Genomic DNA, 23,958 nt, shown 5'->3' on the forward strand with positions numbered 1-23,958 from the left:
ATCGACTATGCTTTCCATCTCTCTTAGTAAAACCCCTCTCGCGATGGCGTGCCTTTTGGCCATGGCCATCGGTTGTACATCACCGGACTCATCCACTTCAATTCAAGCCGATGCCATTGCTGAAGAAGCAGCAACTCCGGCAGTAAATGCAGCTGCGGTGGCGCCTACAGAAGAAACAGCTGATTTAATTCAACTCGCCATCCTATTAGATACTTCCAATAGTATGGACGGGCTCATCGATCAAGCTAAAAGCCAATTATGGCAGATTGTCAATAAGGTAACCTCAGCGAAACGTCCTGACGGAAGTCTGCCGAACGTACGTGTAGCCTTGTACCAATATGGTAACGACGGACTCCCAATGCGCGAGAATTACATCCAAAAGATCTCTGATTTTACCGGTGAATTAGACCAAATCTCAGCCGAGCTTTTTGCCTTGACAACGAACGGAGGTTCAGAATACTGCGGTGCAGTGGTGGGTCATTCTCTCGATCATCTTGAATGGACGAACGTCGAGAACTCACTGAAGATGGTCTTCATTGCAGGAAATGAAGCATTCTCACAAGGTCCAATCCCTTTCAAAGAAAGCTGCAGAACGGCTAAAGAACGCGATATCATTGTGAACACCATTTTCTGCGGACCAGAAGACGAAGGGCTCCAGACAAACTGGGGAAACGCTGCACTTCTAGCAGAAGGCAAGTTCTTCTCCATTGATTCGGATGCTCAGACTGTCTTCATTGAAACACCTTATGACGACCGCATTATTGAGTTGAACGACTCATTTAACGAGACGTACATGTGGTACGGTGAACTAGGTCAGGGAAGCTTGCAATTACAGAGAGAAACGGACGGCTTAGCCGAAGGAACAGATAAGGGGTATTATGCCGACCGAATCATTTCGAAGAACTCTAATGCATACTTCAATAGTAGCTGGGATTTAGTTGACGCTTATAGCGCTGACTCTACTGTCGTATTCAAAGAATTAGGTCAACTTCCAGACTCACTCTCGGATAAATCGGAAGAGGAAATCAAAGAAATCGTAAAGCAGCAAAAGGCTGATCGAGATGCTGTGAAACAGGAGATTGCTGAGCTGAAAATCAAACGCGAAGAATTTATCGCTCAAACCAAAGCTGCCATGGCAGGTGGTGCTGATCAATTGGGCGACGCCATTCTAAACGCCATTGAAAATCAAGCAGTAGAAGCGGGATATAACTTTGAGAAATAGTCAGAAAAGTCTATTTCTTAGTTCTTGCCTACCCACAATCGCAATAATGAGAATCTGGTTTTCTTGATATCGAAAATAGATGGTCTCGGAATAGTAAACACATCTCCTTACTCCTCGTCCTAATTCAATGACTTCAGGAAACTGAAGCGGATTCGCGACTATTTTGTCGAATGACCGGTATATCCCGTCGAAATACTTGCGTGCCTGAATTTTACCAAAACGTTCAATTCCGAAGAGGAGAATATTTGAAAGGTCCTGCTTAGCAGCATTGGTAAGAACCAGTTCATTCATTTAGGTTGTTTCGTTTCAGCAGTTCCTGTCGTATTTGTTCTGGACTTTCTTCAGCAATTCCACTGTCTTCTGCGTCTTGAAGCCGAGCGCGGATATATTTCACTCGTTCTTCTTCTACCCGGGCTTTGCGAATAAGGTCATTCACAACTTCACTCTTGGAGAGGTATTCTTCGCTTTCAACTTGTTTTGAAAGCCATTCATCGTTCGGGGAAGTAAAGGTGATACTCTGACGTGGCATAGTGGTGCATTTATGATTCTAATTTACACCACTAACAGGAATATTCAAAAGCCTTAAGTCAGAACCTAGTGCTCGGAATCAGGAATATTCAACCCCTGACGAACCTCTAGTTCTTCTAACTCTATGTCCTCCTCCTCGTCGATAATTTCGAGGAATGGTTCACTAAAGGCCTTCGTTGTAATCCAGCGCTCAAAGCTGAGTAGCAACGAAGGTAGAAGAACCAAGTTGGCAAACATGGCCACTAAGAGGGTCATTGAAACCAAGATCCCAAGTGCTCTTGTCCCTTCGAATTCTGAAGCAGCGAACATTCCGAAACCGAAGAAGAGCACGATCGAGGTATACATCATACTCACCCCTGTTTCCTTCACAGCAAGAAGAACAGAGTCTTTGATGTTCCATGAAAGCACCTTCAACTCTTGACGGTATTTGGCCAAGAAGTGAATGGTATCATCAACGGAAATACCAAAGGCAATCGAGAATACGAGAATAGTTGACGGCTTAATTGGAATACCAAAGTAGCCCATCACCGCTGCCGTGAATAGTAGCGGAATCATGTTCGGCACCAAGGAAATCAAGACCATACGCCCCGACTTGAATAACAAAGCCATGATTCCGGCGATGACACAAATGGCCAACATCAACGAAATCATCAGGTTCGTAGTCATGTACGATGTCCCTTCCAGGAAGACGATACTAGTACCGGTAAGAGTGACATCAATTCGGGAGTCATTGACAGCTCCGCTGATGGCTTCCATCACCGCCGTGTCATCATTCACCGCAAGGATGCAATCGAGTTTTTCCGTACATGTGCTATCAATGAGGCCTTGTGCGACTAGTTTCTCAAGTACCGGTTTCTGGTAGGCCTTGAATTCACCTAAGAATGTCGCTAACGCGGAATCAGCTTTCGACTGCTTCATCACCGCTAATGCGCTATCTACCCTGAACAAACGAGGATTAAAGATGGAATCGATTCGCGGACGCAATTCACCCAACAACACTGCCATTTCTTTGGTACCGATATCCGCTACTTGAGAAGTGATGCGCGTGCGCTGGCGTGTACTATCAATGAAGGTAGACTCTATGCCTCCCGTTTCATAGTCTGAACTGAAATACGGACCAATGAAACCTTGCTCTTGGCGATTCATTAAACTGTATCGCGAAGGATCTCCGTTATAAAAGGCTTGCTTTCCAAACTTAATCGCGTCAACAATTGAAAGCGATCGGCTGAATTGAGGATACTCAGCAAGCACCTCTTGCAGCTCTTCCATGCGCTTCAAGTTCTTATCGCGTAGAGCTTGTCCTTTGCGCTTGGTATCGATGATCACCTCGAAAGGCATCACCCCTTTAAATTCGTCCTCAAACCAATGCAGATCGGTGATTACCTTGTCTTCTTGCGGTAGGTCATCCACAACGTTTCCGGTGGTTTCCATGAGCGACAGACCGTACACACCAAAACCGACCATCACAATGGTCGCGATGTACACAACACGACGATAATTCGTCACAATGCTTACCAGTCCATTCACCACACCAAATACCCATTTGCGATCGAGGTGACGAACGTGGCGACGCTTTGGTGCTGGTAGATAGCTAAATACCGTTGGAATAGTAATGAGTGATATCACGAACATCGCCATGATGTTAATCGAGGCTACGACACCGAAGTGCTGGAGGATATCAGAGTGTGTGAAGATGAAGGTGGCGAAACCAAGTGCAGTGGTCGCATTTGTCATGAAGGTCGCATTACCCACCTTGTGTACTACGCGAGACAACGCTTTGGCTTTGTTCCCGTGCTTCTTGAATTCCGCGTGGTACTTATTCAGGAGATAAATACAGTTAGGAACCCCAATCACGATCATCAGCGGAGGGATTAATCCCATCAGCATCGTAATCGGGTAATCGAACAATGCAATGGTTCCTAATGACCATACCACACCAATTCCCACGACAGTGATACAGACCACCATCACTCCGAAGTTTCGGAAGAACAGCAGCAATAACAAGGCAGTAACCGCAATAGCAAGAATGACAAATAGGCGAAGCTCTACCTTCACCTTACCCACCATTTGTGTTCGGATATAAGGTAATCCAGAGAGGTGTGTTTTGATTCCAGTCTCTTCTTCGAAACCTTCTACTGCCTCTACAATGAGATCAACACTAGGTCCGCGGTCTTCAGAATTGAACAGCTCTGCATTGACGAATACCATCATCAAGGTTGCAGGTGAATCGTTCTTATACAGAAGGCCTTCGTAAAAAGGTAAGTTCTTTACTCGCGCTAACGCGGAATCGAGTTCCTGCTGTGTGGAAGGAGGACCGCGGAAGACACGCTCGAACCCAAATCTCTCCAAGGAGTCGTCACGCACAATAGTGTAACTGTGCCCGATAGAAAAGACTGAATCAATGGCTGAAACCAACGGTGCATCAGGTTCCGTACCCGAGGCAATTTTGATTTGCTTGATTCCGTCTGTCAGTTCGTACCACTTGTTAAAATTCTCAAGGTCATACAGCGAAGTATCATCCACACCGATAACAATGACATTACCGTCTTCAGAGAAATTTTCGAGAAAATCGAGGTAAGCCAAATTGGTGGGGTCATCTTCAGGAAGAAGCCCTCCAAATCTGTAGCTCATACGTACATTCTGTGCCTGCCAACCCATGAATGCAGTAAGAGCAAGCATTCCGATCAAAATCGGAAGTCGATACCTCAGAATAAAAGTCGCAAGCGATGTCCACATAGGAACTGGGCAGGATTACAGTTTTCAGGAAGCCTGGATTCGGGTGCAAAGAAACAAAAATAAGGCCAAGCAGAATCAAAATGAACCTTAACACAGGCACTTAGATTCGCCCCCTTTCATAACTTTGTAGGTACAACTTGCATAAGAATGTCCATGGCAACATATGACGTAGCCGTTATCGGCTCAGGCCCAGGAGGGTACGTGGCAGCGATCCGCTGTGCACAGCTAGGTCTCAAGACCGCGATCATTGAAAAATACAACACCCTAGGAGGTACTTGCCTCAACGTTGGATGTATTCCTTCAAAAGCGCTGCTTGATTCATCAGAACACTACCACCAAGCAAAGGAGCAATTTGAAACGCACGGAATCAAATTGAACAACCTTGCGGTAGACATGCCACAAATGATCAAGCGTAAACGCGAAGTGGTGGAGCAAACGGTTGGTGGAATCGATTTCTTGATGAAGAAAAACAAGATCGACGTATTCCACGGACATGGTTCATTCAAGTCTACTACTGAGATCAATATTGCGAAAGAAGACGGATCAACAGAAACCATCGAAGCGAAGAAGACCATCATCGCTACCGGTTCGAAGCCATCTTCTCTTCCATTCATCGAAATCGATAAGAAGCGCGTGATCACTTCAACAGAAGCCTTGGAACTTCAGAAAGTACCAAAGAAGATGGTCGTGATTGGTGGTGGAGTTATCGGACTCGAGCTCGGATCAGTATACCAACGTCTAGGTACAGAAGTAACCATCGTGGAGTACATGGATTCGATCATCCCGACGATGGATCGTACGATGGGGAAAGAACTCGGTCGTTCCTTGAAGAAGATGGGCATGAAGCTTTTGTTGAGCCACAAGGTGAAAGAAGTAAGTGCTACGAGTCGCTCAGTAACTGTCAAAGCTGACGATAAGAAAGGCAAAGAGATCGAGCTCAAAGCAGATTACTGCTTGGTAGCGGTAGGTCGCAAGCCATACACTGACGGACTAGGACTTGAGAACGTTGGAATTGCTACTGACGAGCGTGGTCGCATTGAGGTGAATGATCACCTTCAAACCAAGCACGCCAACATCTACGCAATCGGAGACGTGATCAAGGGAGCGATGCTAGCGCATAAAGCTGAAGAAGAAGGAACTCTTGTAGCTGAGCAGATTGCGGGCCAAAAGCCACACATCAACTACCTATTGATTCCTGGTGTGGTGTACACTTGGCCTGAAGTTGCCAGCGTTGGTCACACCGAAGAGCAATTGAAAGACGCCGGAACACCTTACAAAGTGGGTTCATTCCCATTCAAAGCCAGCGGACGTGCTCGTGCGAGCATGGACACAGATGGACTGATTAAGGTATTGGCACATAAAGAAACAGATGAGATCCTTGGTGTTCACATGTGTGGTCCACGTGCAGCTGACATGATCGCGGAAGCGGTAGTTGCTATGGAATTCCGCGCTAGCGCCGAAGATATTACACGTATGAGTCACGCGCACCCAACCTTCACTGAATCATTCCGTGAAGCAGCTTTGGCGGCAACTGATAATCGTGCAATCCACATCTGATGAACTCGATCCCTATGGGATTGTTTCAATCGGACTATGAAGACCGGAATCTTACTTATTAACCTTGGAACGCCTGATGCACCCACACCAGGGGCAGTGGGACGTTACCTCACAGAATTCCTAGGAGATGGACGTGTTATCGATATCCCGTGGCTACCACGAAAGATATTGGTGAATGGAATCATCTCTCCTACGCGACGATTCAAATCATCTGCTGAATACAAGAAAGTGTGGACCGATGCCGGCTCACCGCTGCTCTTGTACAGTCAAGAATTGACGAAGAAACTTCAGACTCGTTTTGAAGGTGAAGATGTGACTGTAGAATTGGCAATGCGCTACCAGAGTCCTTCCATGGACTCGGTCATGGCGCGAATGGAAAAAGCCAATTATGATCGCATCATCATCGTTCCACTATATGCACAGTACGCCAGCGCAACTACCGGATCCACCATTGAAAAGGCATTTAAGATCATTTCAAAGTGGTATGTGATTCCTGAAATCACTGCGGTAAGCCAATATTGGGATGACGACATGTACATCAATGGCTTCGTGACACGTGCTCAGAAATTTGATCTAGAGAGTTACGACCACTTCCTATTTAGCTACCACGGTCTTCCGGAGCGTCAGGTAGACAAAGTATATGAAGATCGTCAGTGCTCGAATCACAGCTGTGAAGACGAGATCAACGAAGAGAACAAGTTCTGCTATAAAGCAACTTGTTACGCAACTACACGTGCCATCGCAGAACGACTAGGCATCAAAGAAGAAGACTACACGGTATGCTTCCAATCACGCCTCGACAGCAAATGGCTACGTCCGTTCGCTGACGAAGTAGTAGAAGAACAAGCAGAGAAAGGTGCGAAGCGATTGTTAGTATTCTCTCCAGCCTTTGTTGCTGATTGTTTGGAAACATTAATCGAAATTGGTGAGGAGTACGATAAGGACTTTCAAGAAGCTGGGGGCGAGAAGTTAGATCTTGTACCGAGTTTGAATGCCGATGATGATTGGGTTGATGCGCTGGAGTCGCTAGCGCGGAAACGGATGGTCTAAAAAAGTGATAAGGGCTCCACGTTTGGACCCCTTATCGAGCTAATCATCTGAAATAAACTCTTGGCATTCGGTTATCTATGAGATTACCAGTGAGAGTCCGGCATACCAATGGCAAAGTGCGTACCATTTTATACAGACAAAGCATAGTTGTTGAATATCAGGAGTTTAGATATCGTGCCAAAATCACACAATTTCCCATATTGGGAATATAATTTCATTTTGGGATGATAGAGACACTCATCCCTGAATTGGGCAGCCTCCCACATGACACCGTCGTTTACCTTCACGACGGATCATTTCACGGCCGATCCTTACTTGCCGTTGGCGAAGCACACTCAATTCGCTTTCAATCCAACACAGAATTGAAGGCAATTGACCGCTTCTTAGCACAACACAAAGACGAGTGGAAAGTAGCCCTGTTCGGATACAATCTGAAGAACAGCATTGAAGACCTCTCCTCGAAACACCCCGAAAACACTGGCATTCCAGAGAGTCTGATTCTCGTCCCACAAATGCTTTTCTCGATTGAGCGAGGCAATATTGAAGTAATCAGCGGACACTCTCACCCTCAACTGAGTGAAGCTCTCAAATCAATTCTTGAACCGAGCGATAACCTCACACAAGAAGCGATTGAACTGCATCCAAGACTCACGCGTGAAGACTACCTTGAAGACCTGGGTAAAGTACAGCAGCACATCCAACGAGGAGACATTTACGAGATGAACTACTGTCAGGAATTCTTCAATGAATCTGCTGACATTCAACCTTTTGAGACCTACAAGAAACTGCATCACCTTACCAGGGCTCCATTCTCCGTTTTTGTCAGAACAAACGCCTCCTACCTGCTTTGCGGCAGTCCGGAACGCTACCTAAAACGCATTGACGACCAACTGATTAGCCAACCCATCAAAGGAACCACACGACGTGGAAACACTCCAGAGGAAGACGAACTGCTGAAAGCAACGCTCCGAGCTGACGAGAAAGAGCGTGGAGAGAATATCATGATCACTGATCTTGTGCGGAATGACCTTGGTCGGATCGCTCAGCCAGACTCAGTTAAGGTGGATGAACTCTGCGAGATCTATTCATTCGAGACCGTTCACCAAATGATCTCAACTGTTTCCGCGCTAGCGAAAAAGGAACTGAAATTCAGCGAATTACTGCAAGCAACATTCCCTATGGGATCGATGACAGGCGCTCCTAAAGTGAGATCGATGCAGCTGATTGACGAAATCGAAAGGTCAGACCGCGGACTGTACTCAGGAAGCGTAGGCTACATTGAACCCAATGGCAACTTCGACTTTAACGTTGTGATTCGCAGCCTTCTATACAATAGCGAAAGCCACTATCTTTCAGCTCGCGTTGGAGGAGCCATCACCGCTCTTTCTGACCCAGAGAAAGAATACGAAGAGTGCCTGCTCAAAGCAGATGCACTATTCAAAGCACTACGCTAATGCTCCAAGCCTTCAAACAACACATCGAACAACGCCGTCTCCTTCTAAAAGACGATAACGTGATCATTGCCACTAGTGGCGGACCAGACTCTATGGTCTTAACAGACCTATTACTTCAACTGGGCATGGAGGTAGATCTCGCCCATGTAAACTTCGGCCTAAGGGGCCAAGATTCAGATGACGATGAAGCATTCGTAGACAACTACGCGCAATCGAACAACATCCCTGTTCACATTCGAAGAATTGACGCCAAGTCGCTCGCCAAGGAACGTGGAATGGGGATTCAAGAAGCAGCACGTAAAGCGCGATACGACTGGTTTGAGGAGCTTCGCGCTGAAATTGAAGCCGATGTCATTGTCACAGCACACCACGCGGATGACGCCACAGAATCTTACCTCTGGCATATCATGCGCGGCAGCTCACTCGGTGGATTCGACGCCATTCCAGAAGCTTCAGGAAATGTGGTTCGTCCGCTACTGAGATTCACCAAAGAAGAGATCTTAGCTTATGCTGAAAGTCGGAAAATCCCTTTCCGAACCGACGCCTCAAATGCAGATCGCAAATATGCGCGCAATCAAATTCGTCACGACCTCATACCACTGATGCGCCGCATCAGACCAGGGTTTGAGCGAAATGTGCAACGCCAAGTTTCAATGTTCGACGAGGTGAATTTCATCATTGACCAATTCGTGAGTCAACTAGCTCCAGGCATGATGATCTTAACTGAAGAAGGCATCGAGCTAAATGTAGAAGACCTCGCCGAATTACCATTTCAGCGCTTGATGCTGGGACACATCGGAAACGACTATGGCTTCCCGGCCCGCAGGGTAGACGAAATGATCAATCTGCTCTACAGCAAGCCAGGCAAGGCAATCTACTCCCAGTCTCACCGCATTATCAGAGAGCGTGAAACGCTAGTAATCAGCACAATACCTTCCGGAAAAGGCGATCAAAGCGCTACGATCGAAATCGACACTGAGGAGATCCATTCACCAGTGCATATTCAGATCGAAAAAGGTGCAAAATCCGATTTTCCCATTTTGGGAATCGACTGGCAAGCCACGCTGGACGCGGATAAGATCAACTTCCCTATCACCGTTCGACCATGGAACGAAGGAGATAGGATGCGTCCACTAGGCCTAGAAGGAACTCAATTGCTCAGCGACATCTTCACTCAGGCGAAATGGAGCCAAGCCCAAAAAGAGAATGCATGGGTTTTTGAAAGCGCCGGAGAAATCATCTGGCTCGCAGGACTTCGCATCGCAGATTCTGTAAAGATTTCAGACAAGACAGAGCAAGTCATTCAGTTTAGCTTGTCAGACAAATTCTGAAACCTTTGTGAGACATCTCCGTTGAAGGACTCACCTAACTGACCCTCATGTCTCACTTTCCAATTGACCGCACCGTAACCCGTGCGATCCTGAACGAATTCCATGCATCTCGTGTAGATGTCCTTCATAGCGAACCGGCAAAACGCCAGCGCATGACCTCCCTATTGAAAGCCCTTTCGTATGACTGCGCACATCAAGAGCGTATCGTATTCTGGGTAGAAAACGACCAGGCCTGCTTTCCAATTCTAAGTAGAGTAGTTGCCCTTGGAGATCGCTCCGTTTTCTTGGAACGAAATATCACCTTGCCGATTCAAAGCATATGCAAGGTTCAGTTCCTCGGTATCCCCGGACGCTTGTTTTCATAACTTTGGGAGGTGGATCAAGCCTCCCTATCACCTAAAGACCGTGAAGCAGCGTTTCGACTGTTCATCCTCCTCGGAGGACTATTCATCGCAGCGCTTGTTTCATGCAATCTGATCTTTCGAAAGTTCTTCTCGTGGGAGCTTTTTGACGGATTCAGCTTCGAACAAAGCGTAGGCATATTGCCTTACCCGATTACTTTCCTCATTACAGACTTAATCAGTGAGATCTACGGAGCGAAACGCGCCAATCAGGTTGTTTTTGCTGGATTGTTTGCCTCATTGTTCGTCTTATTGATCATTTATCTCGGAAACGCTGCCCCGGCAACTAGCTGGTCGCCAGTAACTGACGATCAATACAGCCATGTTTTCGGACAAACAGCCATGGCGGTAGGCGCTAGCATGACGGCCTATCTCATCGCACAGTTTATTGATATCCGCGTCTTCCACTTCTGGAAACGCCTCACGAAAGGCAAGATGCTCTGGGTTCGAAACAACTTTTCGACCCTCACCTCACAGTTTATCGATACTTTTACGGTCATTCTATTGCTTTGCCTTGGCGGCGAAATTGAATGGGCGCTGTTTTGGACACTCGTCTTCAACGGATTTTTATTCAAGGCGCTGGTCGCTTTGTTTGATACCCCGCTCTTCTACCTCACCTCTTGGGCCGTTCGTAAACGATTCAAATTGGAAGTCGGACAGGAGATTTCTCTGTTTTAGGATTCCAATTCGAAAAATACTACGACGTAACTAAAACCAAGCAATAGCGTTATTTTTGATGTTATCTAACACATTCTTACGATGTTGAAACTCAAAGCAACTTTCGGATTATTGGCATCCTTACTCCTCATTTCTTGGAGTGGTTTTGCACAGATTGAAGAACCAGTAACGTGGGATCTTTCGATCGAGAAAAAGGCAAATAACGAATTCGAACTCGTGGCAAAAGCTTCGATTGAAGCGAAATGGCACGTATATGCGTCGGTAATCAGTGACGACCCAGACGCTTTCGGACCGATCCCAACCACTGTCGTTTTCAAAGACACACTTGGGTTCACCACTATTGGAAGCCTAAAAGAGGGAGAACACATCACTCACTACGATCCGAACTTTGAAATGGACCTGAACTATTTCGAAGATGAAGTGGAGTTCCGACAAGGATTTAAGTTCGAAGGTCAATCAGCCGAAATCGAGGGACAACTCGATTACATGGCTTGTGATGATAGCAAGTGTATCTTCCCAGACCCGATTTATTTTACCCTCATTTTCAATGAAGGTGACCTTGCCTATGCAGGTACGGATGACGGCGGAATCTACGGTAAGAAGCCAGAACCAGAGATCTACGAGCCCGCAAAATGGAACTTCTCGTCGATGGATAATGGCGACGGAACGCACACCATTAAAATGGTTTGTAACCTCGACGAAGGATGGCACTTATACTCTCAGCATCTAGACAACAACGAAGGACCAGTTCCAACTTCTTTCATCTTCACTCTACCAGATAGCTATGCAACAGTAGGTGAAACAGAAGAAGAGACACCAATCGTACACTACGATCCAAACTTCATGATGGACCTGGCGTACTTCGAAGGTTCGCCAGTATTCCTTCAGAAGATTAAGGTTGACGGAGACCTCGCTACGATTACTGCCGGGGTTGACTTCATGGTTTGCAATGATGAGATGTGTCTACCACCAGAGTTGGTTGAGTTCAATGTGAACTTAGCTACGGGAATGGGGCAGCCAGTTGGATACGAAGGAGAAGAAGGAGTTACGGCAGACGACCTCCTTCCAGCATTGCCAATGGTTAATCTAGACAACCCAGAAGGATCTTGTGGAGCTGAGTCTTCGATCAACGAGGTGAAAAGTAATAAAGGTATCTGGAACGTATTCCTACTCGGATTCTTTGGAGGGCTCATCGCCCTATTGACACCATGTGTATTCCCAATGATTCCACTTACCGTGAGCTTCTTCACTAAAGGAGGACAAGAAAAGGGATCAGGTATTCGCAAGGCATTGCTATACGGGTTCTTCATCGCATTGATCTATGTGCTGCTTTCAGTTCCTTTCCACTTCGGAACGGACCCTGAGACACTCAACTTGATCGCAACTTCTGCGTGGTTGAACCTCATTTTCTTTGTGTTATTCGTTGTGTTCGCGATTTCATTCTTCGGATACTTCGAAATCACACTACCAAACGGACTATTGAATAAGGCAGACAGTGCATCTAACGTAGGTGGACTTGCCGGAATCTTCTTCATGGCCTTGACACTCGCTTTGGTGAGTTTCTCTTGTACAGGACCTATCCTTGGTACCGTTCTAGGTAACGCGCTTAAGAACGGACCTTGGCCAATTACTGCCGCTATGGCAGGATTTGGAGTAGCACTTGGACTTCCGTTTACGCTATTCGCTGCTTTCCCTTCAGTACTGAACAGCATGCCGAAATCAGGTGGTTGGTTGAACAGTGTAAAAGTTGTTCTTGGATTCGTGGAGCTTGCCTTAGCGGTGAAATTCTTGAGTAATGCCGATTTGGTTTACCAATGGGGAATTCTCGAACGTGAGACGTTCTTCTTGATCTGGGCTATCATCGGACTAGGACTGACGCTATACCTCCTGGGTGTGTTGAAGTTCCCTCACGATTCACCAATCAAGAAATTCTCACTCTTCCGCGTGGGGTTTGTTGCACTTGTGGCTGCATTTACTATTTACGTGGCACCAGGGGTTCTACAATCACCACCATGGAACCACAACCTCCTGTCAGGCTTCCCTCCACCAAGCTTCTACAGCTGGTATGCAGGTGATTCACACGATGGAGATCACGAAGGAATTCACCCTGAGTTTATGGACTTCGACGAAGCCATGGCACACGCCAAAGAAGTAAACAAACCTCTTTTGGTTGACTTCACAGGATGGGCTTGTGTGAACTGTCGTAAGATGGAAGAAACAGTATGGACGGATCCAACGGTGGCGGAGACGATCAAGAATGACTTCGTATTGGTATCACTCTATGTTGATGACAAGAACTCGCTTCCTGAAGAAAAGCAAGGAGTATTCACTTTTGAGTCAACTGGAAAAACGAAGCGTATCCGTACCATCGGAAATAAGTGGGCAACTTTCCAGAACCATTACTTCAACAACAATAGTCAACCGTACTACGTAATGTTGAGTCCTGATGGTGAACTCCTAGGAAACCCAGTTGGATACACTCCAGACGTCTCTGAGTACCAAAGCTACTTGGAATGTGGGGTGGAAACGAATAACAAACTGAGCGGAAACACAGAATCTTCTCAGTTCGCGGCGGAATAATCAAACGCCTATAAAGGATTGAAGGCCGACCGTAAAACGTCGGCCTTTTTCTTTGCTCCACTGTGGAAAATGTGCCAACTTCGAAGCGTCATGAGTACAGAACACATTCGCCAACACTTCGAAGACGCTGCGCGCGTTTTGAACGATTTCTTCACCAATGAGAATAACCTAATGGCTATCGCCGAAGCGGGAGATGCCATGGTGAACGCGCTTTCCTTTGGAAACAAAATTCTGTCGTGCGGAAATGGCGGTTCAATGTGTGACGCCATGCACTTCGCAGAAGAACTCTCAGGAAGATACCGAGATGATCGTCCAGCTCTTGCTGCAATTTCGATTTCTGACCCCTCCCACATGAGCTGCGTCGGAAACGACTACGGCTACGAGTACGTCTTCAGTCGTTACATTGAAGGACTAGGTCGCGAAGGCGATGTCTTACTGGCGATCTCAACAAGTGGTAACAGCGGCAACGTACTCCGCGCAGCGGAAGCGGCTCGTAAACTCGGCATCACAGTGGTTGGTCTCACCGGAAAAGACGGTGGTAAACTAGCCCCACTCTGCGACGTAGAAATCCGCGCCCCATGGGACGGTTACGCTGACCGAATCCAAGAAATCCATATCAAGGTGATTCACTCGTTGATTGATCATATTGAGCGAGCGGATTCTTAGCCGGCGTCAGGCGTCCGGCGTCCGGCGTCCGAAGACTAAAGACCAAAGACCAAAGACCAAAGACCAAAATTTGCTAGTGAATTTCAATTGACAAGAACTTTGCTCCATTCACTATTCATTAATCATTATTTATTAATCAAAAACGGCAGCATACCGCCTACTGCCTACCGCCTACAGCGCTTGTAAAGCGCTCCTACAGTTCCCCGACACCCTTGTCTGCGCACGCGAGAACAAAACACATGCTAGTACAGACTTACGGATCTGCCATTTTCGGTATTTCCGCTACGACCGTGACCGTGGAGGTGCGGATTGAAAAGGGCATCTACTTTATGATGGTGGGTCTCCCTGATAGTGCTGTGAAAGAAAGCCAGCAGCGCATCAAAACGGCTATTGAAGAAACAGGAATGAACTGGCCGGGAAAAGGAATCATCATCAACCTCGCCCCTGCAGACATTCGAAAAGAAGGAGCGGTTTATGACCTTCCTTTGGCGATTGGCATATTGGCCGCGAGTGAACAGATTCCGGCTTCAGCCTTGGAGAAAACCATGATCATGGGTGAGCTTTCTTTAGACGGAACACTGCGTCCGATTAAAGGAGCCTTGCCGATCGCAATTCAAGCGAAAAAGGAAGGCTTTGAACGCTTGATCCTTCCGGAGATCAATGCGCAAGAAGCAGCGATGGTCAACGAACTCAAGATTATTCCTGCGCACAATCTTGGTCAAGTCATTGAGTACCTCAAGGGGAAGGAAGAGATCAGTCCGGTAGCGATCGATACAGAAGCCATCTTTAAGGAGCAGCTCACCAATGCTTCCATCGACTTCTCAGATGTGAAAGGACAAGAAAACATCAAGCGTGCATTTGAGATCTCTGCCGCCGGAGGACATAACGTCATTTTGATCGGACCTCCAGGCGCGGGTAAAACGATGCTAGCGAAACGGCTTCCAACTATCCTGCCTCCTTTGACCATACCTGAATCACTCGAGACGACGAAGATTCATTCTGTGGCTGGAAGGCTTCGCAGTAATACTTCGTTGGTGACTTCTCGTCCTTTCAGGGCGCCTCACCACACCATCAGTGATGTAGCGCTCGTCGGAGGAGGAGGCTGGCCTCAACCTGGAGAAATTTCACTGGCACATAACGGCGTATTATTCCTAGACGAACTACCTGAATTCAAACGAACGGTACTCGAAGTCCTTCGCCAGCCTCTAGAAGACAGAGTCGTCACCATCTCACGTGCACGATTCACGGTAGACTATCCATCCAGCTTTATGCTGGTCGCTTCTATGAACCCGTGCCCTTGTGGCTATCACAACCATCCTTTCAAGTCGTGTCAATGCGAGAATGGCGCTGTTCAGCGATACCTGAATAAAGTCTCAGGTCCATTACTTGATCGTATTGACTTGCACGTAGAAGTGACACCCGTGGACTATGATGAATTGCTAAGTACACCCCGTAGTAAAGTCACCAGCCATGACATCCGAAAGCGAGTAGTCGCTGCTCGCGAGATTCAACTTCAACGTTTCGAATCTCACAAAGAACTTCACTGCAATGCCCAAATGGGAAGTAATGAACTGCGAACCTATGCCCAGCTCACCTCTGAAGGAAACGAGACCCTCAAAACCGCCATGCGCAAGATGAATCTCAGTGCTCGCGCACATGACCGCATCCTGAAGGTAGCACGCACCATTGCTGACTTAGATCAAAGTGAAAACATCGAGATTAAGCACTTAGGCGAAGCTATTCAGTACCGAACTTTGGATAGGAGTTCTTGGGCGGGGTGATGGGGATCAAAATCCCTCTTAATTAATCTCACCACCCACCGGCAATCCACTCGGAACACTTGAGGGAATGGAGGTGTCGAAATCTGGATCATTCAGTGCATTCAAGAACACAATGATTTCGTCCATATCATCTCCGTTTACGCGCAGGTCGCGGGCGTCTTGATCAATTTGATTGTTCGCCACATCTGGGTTCTGTGAATTCGCATTTCCACCGGAAATATCTCGGTAGAACTCAAGCACCTCTTCCAAGTCATCAAAAACGCCGTTGTGCATGTACGGCTCAGTGAAAGCTAGATTCCTGAGTGTAGGTGTCCGGAAATCAAAGTTGCCTGTGGCGCCTTCATCTTCTACCTGTGGGTGATTGGGTGTACTCAAGGTGTGGAGTTCGTAATCAGAAAACATCGGACCGCCGTGGCAATCGGCGCAGCCTGACTCGATAAAGGTGTTCATACCTTGCACTTGAGCGTTCGTCATGGCATTCATATTCCCGCGCATGTAGCGGTCGAACGGACTATTATTCGCTACGATTTCACGTTGGAAGTTCGCCAATGCCTGTGCAATGCGCGTTTCGGTGATCTCATCACTTCCGAATGCCGCCTCAAAGAGGTTTCTGTATTCGGCGATAGCCAATAAGCGATTCACAAGCGTATCGAGAATGTCCGATTCGGCGATAGCCACACCACGCATCTCTTCAGCAGAAAGCATAGGAAGCAAAGCCTGTTCTTCCAAACTCGAAGCACGGTTATCCCAAAACATGGGAGACGCCATTGGATTAACCGTTCCCGAAACGCTAATGCCATTGTAGGCCGTATTGATCACGGTAGGCGAATTGCGCTTCACAACCACTCCTCCAGTGCGATTCGGTCCCAAACCCTGACCATTCACACCAGACGATAAGGCACGTCCGTCAGAGTAGCCCAAACTTGGGTGATGGCACGTCGCACAAGCCACCTCATTGGTTCCAGAAAGCACCGGATCCCAAAACAGCAGTTGGCCCAATTCAAACTTCGCATTCGAATATGGATTGTCGGATGGATAAACGATAGATGCCGGTAAGGCACTGATCTCTGTTACCTCTTCGTTGTCTTGTTCATCATCTGGCCTGCACGAAGTCAACGTGGCCAAAGACCCTAAAAATATGATGCATAAAATGGCTGATTTGTCTAATCTCATGTTGCTAGTCTTTAATGCATCCCCTGTGAAGTAACGCAAGAAAATGCCACCCTAGTGAGTGACTAGACAAAAAGCTTACTGGAATACTTAATGGTTCAAATTGGCGTTTTAGAGGACGTTAAACCGAACTCGACTGCTATGATCTTTCGCCTTTCGCTCATAATACTCACGTTCATTCCATTTCTGTCTTTTGGTCAATCAGAGAACTTGGAGAAGATGTATTATCACGCTGACGGTGATCGCTATATCGGATTTGACAAGGACAAAAATTTCGCTCTGTATATCCTTGAGGTCCTTGTAATGGAAGGTAAATACGAATTTGCGGCAGATAATCATCTTCTCCTGATAGTCGACGGAGACACCTTAAGAGTTGAGTATAACATTGACCATAGTCAGGACCTATATCTCAAATTCTATAAGCTATACCCTGAAATTGACCATCATATCGATGAAATCACCAAAGTCTATCCCGAAGAAGAGTCAGAAGACCTGCCTTTTAATTGCACGGTAATACAACTACCAGAAGACCCAAGAGGCAGGCACTTTATTCATTTCAACTGTCAGCTTTCGTTAGAACTAAACCCATGTGAAACTTTGGATATCTCATCGCCCGGATTGACGCTGTCTTTAGTTCCGATCGACATTAAGAACTACGAGATGATTCGCTTTGTAGATCACAACGGCTCCACCATGGAATCTAGCTCAATGGACGATTCCAAAATCACCATAGAAGGCTTCAACCAAATACCGCGAGAACGCATTGAAGATCTATTTGGTCAGAAACTTGACGGCGACATCTTCATGTTCGAAGTTCACTGATCACTTGGCTCAGCTCATCTTGCTGCTGCGTTCCAACAACCAACTGGCTGCCATCTTTCAATTCGAGATGGAGTCCGATTCTTCCGCTGACATTGTAAACCGTGCCGTATTTCGTTTTTAAGCGAATTCCCCAACCGCCAACAAAACCGTAGTCAATCACAGCGGCCTTCTCTACTTCAGTCCAAGCAATAGACCGACGGACAAAAGGAAAATAGCGGATATGAACACCCTGCTCATCTATGGTGGTGGTTAACTTGAGCATGAGAAAAAGAAGCAACAGAATCAGCACCATTCCCACTGTGAAGATGACGGTGACCCCAGAGACCTTTTCCGATCCAACTTGACCCGCCTGATAAAACATGGCGTAAACACCATATCCTGGAATACATGCAACCGCAAGTAGAACTAACCATAACCACCACTGGTTAAATTTCTGTTTTTCGGTAAAAAGTGCTTCCATGGAAAGATTTTCCGAAATGTATCAAATCACACAAGAAACGGAACGGTCTTTGTGCTTTGAAAGACCAATTAAAAACGCAAACAATTTTAATCTCTCAATATGAAAAAACTCAATTACCTCACCCTTGGAGTAGCTGTTGTAGCTCTAGCATTTGTACTTGCTTCTTTCAGCACCTCTCCTACCCCTGCTACTTATGAGTTTACTTCTTTCACTGTCGTGGAATCGATCATCCCTAACGGATTAGGTAGATCTCGTATCATCTCTTCCCTAGAACAACGCGACTACAAAGAATTCACCTCTGTCCGCACCGCAGAAGACAATTCAAGAAACAAGTCTGATCGCGGTGAGATTCGCGTGAAGAACTTCGAAGAAACGAAGCTCCTCAACTTCTTCAACATCGGTGGAATCCGTTTCCAAAACATTGCTGCAAACGACGCGGTAATCAACAACAAGGTGAACACCATGATGAACGAAGGATGGGAACTAGTAAGCATCACAGCCGGCGTTGAATCTGTAGGAGACAAAACAGACAATAACGGAATCTACATCACTCGATTCTACTTTAAACGAGTTAAATAGACAGGAGACGAGGGACTAGAGACTAGGGTCGAGAGACATCCGTCAACCGTCCACCGTCAACCGTCAACCGTCTACAATAAACATCTTAAGGGCTCTTTTAGGGCCCTTTTTTCGTGAATTCAAAACCACGAACAACGAACAACGAACAACGTACCAAAGGACACTTGTTTAAAACTCTGCGCAACGAACACTTCCCTAACACGCTTATTTCAAATAACTTGAAGGCAAACTAAATCCAAAGCTATGCGCCAAGTTGTTCTACTTTGCTCTCTCATCCTTCTTCTGTTTACCGCTTGTCAAAAGGAAGTTCAAGACGATTCGCCTGCTCCGTATGTGCCGGATCTTCGAACGAGCTGGAATGCGGAAGAACGTATTCCTACCCAAGTAGCAAGTAGAGCTGAGATTGACGAAGAAGCCTTGAAACTGCTGCATAGAGATGGCGTGATCAAGTGGGAGAACATGTCGACCCATATGTTGTGGAGTGCGGCAGTGAACACTGATTCCCTCTTATCAATTGGCTATCAGCCGAACGGATTCACGGGCATCGAAAATGTGATGCACCAAATCAACGTCAACGACGAAGAATGGATGAAAACACGCAATGCGTTGATCGATTTCATCGTCAGTGAGACCAACAGATTGCATCCAGAAAGTCAGGTAAAAGCGGAAGACATCCTTGCTTTCGGAGAAAAGCCGTTGCCTTACTTCAACGTATTCGTCCAAGACTATGAGACCATTGCTAAGTTACGTGGAATGGAAGTAGTACGCTACGTTGAACCTATGGGCTACGGTACAGAAACACAGCAACGTTCCGGACTAGGCTGTGGTGGAAACACACCGGACTACTCACTTCAAAACGGTGTCGACTACTACGTAGATTCCCCAAACACGAAAGTGAGTTGGAACTACGACTACATGAACATCGAAGAAGCATGGAACAGCAGCACAGGAGATAACATCACCATTGGATTGATCGATTCCGGCGTTAGCCAAAACCAACCGCAACTGAACAACTCATTCAGTAGTGGATGGTCTGCAGGTAGAAGTATCGAGAAGCTCGGTTTCTACGAAGAATGTTGGTGGTGGTGGTGCTGGAACGACGGCATCTGGGACGATTGTGGACACGGAACTTCTATGGCTGGCATCATCGCCGCACCGCGTAACTCCGCAGGAAACAGCGTAGGTGTAGCCTACGACGCCAACCTCGTAAGCTGCCGTGGAACAACAGATGTCATCATCAACACGTCAAACGAAAAAGACGGCGTTTCAGACTCGTACTACTACCTCGGAAACCGCGGTGATGTGAGAATCATTTCAATGTCGCTCGGTGATGTCTTCTACAGCGGACAAGTAGCTGACGCTATTCACTACGCTAACAACCAAGGCAAGCTCATATTCTGTGCGGCCGGCACAAGCCTCAGCTGGACAAGCTGGTGGGGTGTGATCTTCCCAGCGAATATGAGTCAGACAACTGCAGTAACAGGGATTAAAACTGGAGCTCCAATGGAGCGCTGCGTCGAGTGTCATTCAGGTTCTCAAGTTGATTTCGTGATCGTCATGCAAGACCGCAACGATTCCGACCGCGGACCAATCACTCTCGCTGACTACGGAAATCAACCAAACTACACGGGGGGTTCTTCAGCAGCCACAGCAACCACAGCCGGAATTGCCGCATTGGTTTGGGCACAAAACCCTGGACTGAGCAAGAATCAGGTAAAGAATATCCTCAAACAAGCGTCAAGCAACTACCCATATCGCGACGGACAGTTTGGTTGGGGGGTTATTGATGCGGCTGAAGCAGTGAATTAGGCGTATGGCGTATGGCGTATGGCGTATGGCGTATGGCGTATGGCGTATGGCGTATGGCGTAATGAGTGACAAATTCTCAATCGAGAGAATCTCAAATTCAGTAATTATTAATCACTAATTATTATTCAAAAGAGGATAAAGGGCACCTATCTACCTCCATGTCATGACGCGAACAGTCTCCCCGGTTCTCGAATCTACTACTGCCACGAGGGTGCCGCCTGCGAAGCCTTCTGGGAGTAATCCTTTGACAATCCAGTAGCCATTGATATCGTGGAAGGCGTATGCTCGTACGAGGATGTCTTCGTCTTCACCGAATGCTTCACGAAGGTCTGGTTTTGCAGCTGCGAAGGCTTGAAGGTCAGTGTTGATCTTTTTATCGCGCTTTCGAATGCGTTCATGCAGGTTCAACTCGTAAAGTGAATCACCGAGTGCTTCCACCAAAATGAAGGAATTGTCTTCTGGGTATGGGTCTACCCCTCGGCTGAACTCAGCGTATACACACGAAACCAGACTAAGTAAGAACAAGTAGGCAATGAGCTTCAGTTGCATGGGGTTGAAGCTACAAAAAAAGCGTTCAGGCTTATGGCCTATGGCCTAAGGCGTAAGTCTTGAACAGTGAATAGCCATTCATTATTCAGAAATCATTATTTATTATTCCTCAGCTTCCTACGCGGTCTGCTTCGCTATCAAGTCCGGTGTCACGGCGGCGTTGTGATTTGACGCTTTGGTTACCGAAGTTGTAGCCTACTGAGAGGCTGAAGAAACGGCTATCCCAGTTTCCTCTACCGGTGCTGATGAGGCCGTTGAATTCTGAGATTCCGCTCCATCCGCTTTCGTAGAAGATGTCGTTGACTGTAGCTCGTACGCTCAACTTGTCTTGGAAGAAGTTCTTGCTCACCCCTAAGTTCAAGGCCCAACTTGGATCATAGAGGAATACCCCTCCCCAAACTCCTGGTCCGCTGAACCACCCTGAGATTTCACCTTTGAACCCTTTTGGAAGGGTAATCGTGTTCTGAGTGTAGATGTTGTACGAATAGGCTTGAACGTCAACAATAGCTCCGTCGCCGTAGTCAGCTTGGTTGTCTGTGTGCGCTGCACTCAGGTTGACGAAAGTGCTCCACTTCTCTGTTACCGACATCGGAATACTCGCATTGAAGCTCCAAACCGTTTGTGTGGCAAGGTTGTCCCAAGAAATGAAGGTCGCACGTGGGTCTGTTTCATCTGGTCCAATCAATCGTGTGATCTGATCTTCAGTACGGCTGTATGCAATCTTAAAGTTGAATCGGTATTGGTAGGTGTACCCAATCTCTGCATTGTTCACAATCTCAGGCTGCAGACGCGGGTTTCCTTTCTCATAAGAGATCTGACTCAGCTGGTTGTTGAACGGGTTCAACACGTTGTAGTCAGGACGGTTAATACGGCGACCGTAATTCACCGAAAGAACGTTCGCAGGGTTGAAGGTATAAGTAAGTCCTGCACTTGGGAACCAACGAAGGTAGTTCAGTGCTACTGGTGGTTCACGCAACTCTTCCAAGAATGCCTGGAGGTCACCTGTAGCTTCTGTTTGCTCCGCGCGAAGTCCGAGGCTCAACCCAATTTTCTGACCGAACTGACGATTGTACGACACATAACCGGCATAAACGACTTCGTCGTAGTTGAAGATATTCGACAAGGTATCATTCTGAACAGGCACTCCATCTGCATCGTCAAACACAAGGAAGGTGTTATCAGAGATCACTTGACTGTACTTAGCTCCTACACCCAGCTTCCCTCCGAAGAGTTGATTTTCAAAGTCAATTCGTCCGGTACGGATTTCAATATCTGTAGGTGTATCAAAGTAGTTCGTGATCGATGTCAACTGGTTTTGAAGCCCCGCATCAAAGTAGATGTTTGGTAGTGTACGGTATGAATCTGTCGAGTATTTTCCCCAATCAAGGTCAACATTCAAACTGCGTTGCTTTTCACGATCATCATAGCGGTAGTTCAGGTTGTACGACTGATTCGTGTTGTCGGTATTCGTGAAGCTATTTGCAATCAACACGCTGTCGATAGCATCGGATGCTGCTGGAGAAATCGTCACTTGGTTGTCGATGGTGTTTACCCCGTCGTTCAACATTCCATTCGCTAAGACACCAATGATGCTTTTTTCACCAAGGTAGAAGTCAGCTCCAAGTCGCAGGTTTACGGTCTCCCACTCGTTTCCAATTAAGTTCGATTCAATCAAGTGAAGGTCATTCTGGAAGCTGTCGAAGTAAAGATCATTGAACCCTTCTCCTTTCGCGACTCCCGCAGTGCCGAAGACGTTCACCTTCTTGCTGCGGTAATTCCCCGTGAAATTGGCGTTGTTTCGTGTGCGTTGACCTTGAGTGTACGTAGCACGTACACTTCCGTTCGCACCTAGCGTCTTGTCTTTCTTTAGGCGGATATCAATGATTCCGGCATTTCCTTCAGCATCGTACTTCGCACCTGGGTTGGTAATGATATCAATACGATCGATTTGATCCGAAGGAAGGTTCTTCAAGTAATTCGCGAGGTCTTCACCAGACAAAGGAAGCTGCTTGCCATCAACGTAAACCATGACCCCAGCTCTACCTAGAACGTTGATGTTGTCATTGTTATCTACGTTTACCCCTGGCGCTTTACGCATTAAGGTGAAGGCATTGTCTCCAGTGTTGTTCACCGTTCCTTCCACATTGAACACCGTGCGGTCAGGTAAAATCTCAACTAACGGACGTTCCACAGCGACTTCTGCTTCTGCCAGCGCTACAGATGAAGGGCTCATTTTGATTGAACCCAACTTCGTTTCTTCACCTGAATTGATTTGAACGTCATCAATGCGTTTGTTGTCGAATCCAATGAACGACGCATCTACGTAGTACTGACCAACTGGAACCTCAATGAAGTTGAAGACCCCATCCTGAGTTGTCGCTTCCACTTTCGCCATGCTGCTATCTGCAGCACTGTACAGAATAACATTGGCAAACGGCACCGGTGAATTGGTGTTGTCGATGAGCGTTCCAGAAACAGAACCTACTTGAGCTGAGAGAGTGCCTGATACCAAGAGCATCAGACAAGAGAGTAAGATTCGCATAACAGTTATTTTGTCCGTAGCAGAAAACGGAGTTCTCTTGCTT

At 46.9% G+C, this 23,958-nt stretch carries 20 protein-coding genes; 13 read left to right on the plus strand and 7 right to left on the minus strand.

Annotation, left to right across the window (positions count from 1 at the left end):
• The first annotated feature begins 7 nt into the window (after nt 1-7).
• A complete protein-coding gene (locus RA156_RS13645) occupies nt 8-1,222 on the plus strand; it encodes a VWA domain-containing protein (protein WP_306640844.1) in 1,215 nt (404 codons plus the stop codon).
• Here RA156_RS13645 and RA156_RS16675 read toward each other — a convergent pair whose 3' ends face one another.
• The 3 genes from RA156_RS16675 to RA156_RS13655 all read right to left on the minus strand — a co-directional run bounded on the left by RA156_RS16675 (nt 1,223) and on the right by RA156_RS13655 (nt 4,486).
• On the minus strand, nt 1,223-1,513 hold the full coding sequence (locus tag RA156_RS16675; protein WP_350339787.1) for a type II toxin-antitoxin system RelE/ParE family toxin: 291 nt from the start codon (nt 1,511-1,513) through the stop codon (nt 1,223-1,225).
• Nucleotides 1,506-1,751, minus strand: coding sequence for a ribbon-helix-helix domain-containing protein (locus RA156_RS13650; RefSeq protein WP_306640846.1), 246 nt, complete (start codon nt 1,749-1,751; stop codon nt 1,506-1,508). Before RA156_RS13650 ends, RA156_RS16675 begins: the two co-directional genes overlap by 8 nt.
• Nucleotides 1,752-1,816: 65 nt before the next feature.
• Nucleotides 1,817-4,486 carry an efflux RND transporter permease subunit gene (locus RA156_RS13655; RefSeq protein WP_306640847.1) on the minus strand — a complete coding sequence of 890 codons (2,670 nt, stop codon included), beginning with the start codon at nt 4,484-4,486 and terminating at the stop codon, nt 1,817-1,819.
• 153 nt (nt 4,487-4,639) lie between these two features.
• Here RA156_RS13655 and lpdA point away from each other — a divergent pair, with 153 nt between their 5' ends.
• From lpdA to RA156_RS13700, 9 genes are all read left to right on the plus strand, one after another.
• Nucleotides 4,640-6,043, plus strand: a complete 1,404-nt coding sequence (gene lpdA, locus RA156_RS13660; protein WP_434064846.1) for a dihydrolipoyl dehydrogenase — start codon at nt 4,640-4,642, stop codon at nt 6,041-6,043.
• Between the two features lie 36 nt (nt 6,044-6,079).
• Complete coding sequence (hemH, locus tag RA156_RS13665; protein ID WP_306640851.1) at nt 6,080-7,093, plus strand: ferrochelatase; 1,014 nt, start codon at nt 6,080-6,082, stop codon at nt 7,091-7,093.
• A gap of 224 nt (nt 7,094-7,317) precedes the next feature.
• Entirely contained in the window at nt 7,318-8,547 is a 1,230-nt protein-coding gene (locus RA156_RS13670) for an anthranilate synthase component I family protein (protein WP_306640853.1), read from the plus strand.
• Nucleotides 8,547-9,878: a tRNA lysidine(34) synthetase TilS gene (gene tilS / locus RA156_RS13675; RefSeq protein ID WP_306640855.1), complete on the plus strand. Its 1,332-nt coding sequence runs from the start codon at nt 8,547-8,549 to the stop codon at nt 9,876-9,878. The genes RA156_RS13670 and tilS overlap by 1 nt, the downstream gene beginning before the upstream one ends.
• Before the next feature lie 47 nt (nt 9,879-9,925).
• Nucleotides 9,926-10,243 (plus strand): hypothetical protein, encoded by a 318-nt coding sequence (locus RA156_RS13680; RefSeq protein ID WP_306640857.1) that lies wholly within the window; start codon nt 9,926-9,928, stop codon nt 10,241-10,243.
• A 9-nt stretch (nt 10,244-10,252) separates the two neighbouring features.
• Nucleotides 10,253-10,957, plus strand: coding sequence for a queuosine precursor transporter (locus RA156_RS13685; RefSeq protein ID WP_306640859.1), 705 nt, complete (start codon nt 10,253-10,255; stop codon nt 10,955-10,957).
• A gap of 81 nt (nt 10,958-11,038) precedes the next feature.
• Nucleotides 11,039-13,537 (plus strand): protein-disulfide reductase DsbD family protein, encoded by a 2,499-nt coding sequence (locus RA156_RS13690; protein ID WP_306640862.1) that lies wholly within the window; start codon nt 11,039-11,041, stop codon nt 13,535-13,537.
• 90 nt (nt 13,538-13,627) lie between these two features.
• Nucleotides 13,628-14,203 (plus strand): D-sedoheptulose 7-phosphate isomerase, encoded by a 576-nt coding sequence (gene lpcA / locus RA156_RS13695; protein ID WP_306640863.1) that lies wholly within the window; start codon nt 13,628-13,630, stop codon nt 14,201-14,203.
• Between the two features lie 239 nt (nt 14,204-14,442).
• Nucleotides 14,443-15,984: a YifB family Mg chelatase-like AAA ATPase gene (locus tag RA156_RS13700; protein ID WP_306640865.1), complete on the plus strand. Its 1,542-nt coding sequence runs from the start codon at nt 14,443-14,445 to the stop codon at nt 15,982-15,984.
• 18 nt (nt 15,985-16,002) lie between these two features.
• Here RA156_RS13700 and RA156_RS13705 read toward each other — a convergent pair whose 3' ends face one another.
• Nucleotides 16,003-17,157 (minus strand): cytochrome-c peroxidase, encoded by a 1,155-nt coding sequence (locus RA156_RS13705; protein ID WP_306640867.1) that lies wholly within the window; start codon nt 17,155-17,157, stop codon nt 16,003-16,005.
• 138 nt (nt 17,158-17,295) lie between these two features.
• Here RA156_RS13705 and RA156_RS13710 point away from each other — a divergent pair, with 138 nt between their 5' ends.
• Entirely contained in the window at nt 17,296-17,976 is a 681-nt protein-coding gene (locus RA156_RS13710) for a hypothetical protein (protein WP_306640870.1), read from the plus strand.
• Here RA156_RS13710 and RA156_RS13715 read toward each other — a convergent pair.
• The gene (locus RA156_RS13715; protein ID WP_306640872.1) at nt 17,957-18,436 is read right to left on the minus strand and encodes a hypothetical protein; all 480 of its coding nucleotides are present in this window, start codon (nt 18,434-18,436) and stop codon (nt 17,957-17,959) included. The two genes, RA156_RS13710 and RA156_RS13715, sit on opposite strands and share 20 nt — an antisense overlap.
• A 99-nt stretch (nt 18,437-18,535) precedes the next feature.
• Between RA156_RS13715 and RA156_RS13720 the strand changes: the two genes are divergently transcribed.
• Together RA156_RS13720 and RA156_RS13725 are read left to right on the plus strand one after the other, a co-directional pair.
• Nucleotides 18,536-19,015: a hypothetical protein gene (locus RA156_RS13720; RefSeq protein WP_306640874.1), complete on the plus strand. Its 480-nt coding sequence runs from the start codon at nt 18,536-18,538 to the stop codon at nt 19,013-19,015.
• A 243-nt stretch (nt 19,016-19,258) separates the two neighbouring features.
• On the plus strand, nt 19,259-20,824 hold the full coding sequence (locus RA156_RS13725) for a S8 family peptidase (RefSeq protein WP_306640875.1): 1,566 nt from the start codon (nt 19,259-19,261) through the stop codon (nt 20,822-20,824).
• A gap of 150 nt (nt 20,825-20,974) precedes the next feature.
• Here the strand turns inward: RA156_RS13725 and RA156_RS13730 are convergent, their stop codons facing one another.
• The gene (locus RA156_RS13730; RefSeq protein ID WP_306640876.1) at nt 20,975-21,373 is read right to left on the minus strand and encodes an NTF2 fold immunity protein; all 399 of its coding nucleotides are present in this window, start codon (nt 21,371-21,373) and stop codon (nt 20,975-20,977) included.
• Nucleotides 21,374-21,482: 109 nt separating this feature from the next.
• Nucleotides 21,483-23,915, minus strand: a complete 2,433-nt coding sequence (locus RA156_RS13735) for an outer membrane beta-barrel family protein (RefSeq protein WP_306640877.1) — start codon at nt 23,913-23,915, stop codon at nt 21,483-21,485.
• Nucleotides 23,916-23,958: the final 43 nt, after the last annotated feature.

The organism is Sanyastnella coralliicola (genome assembly GCF_030845195.1).
Taxonomy (GTDB): Bacteria; Bacteroidota; Bacteroidia; order Flavobacteriales_D; family Sanyastnellaceae; genus Sanyastnella; species Sanyastnella coralliicola.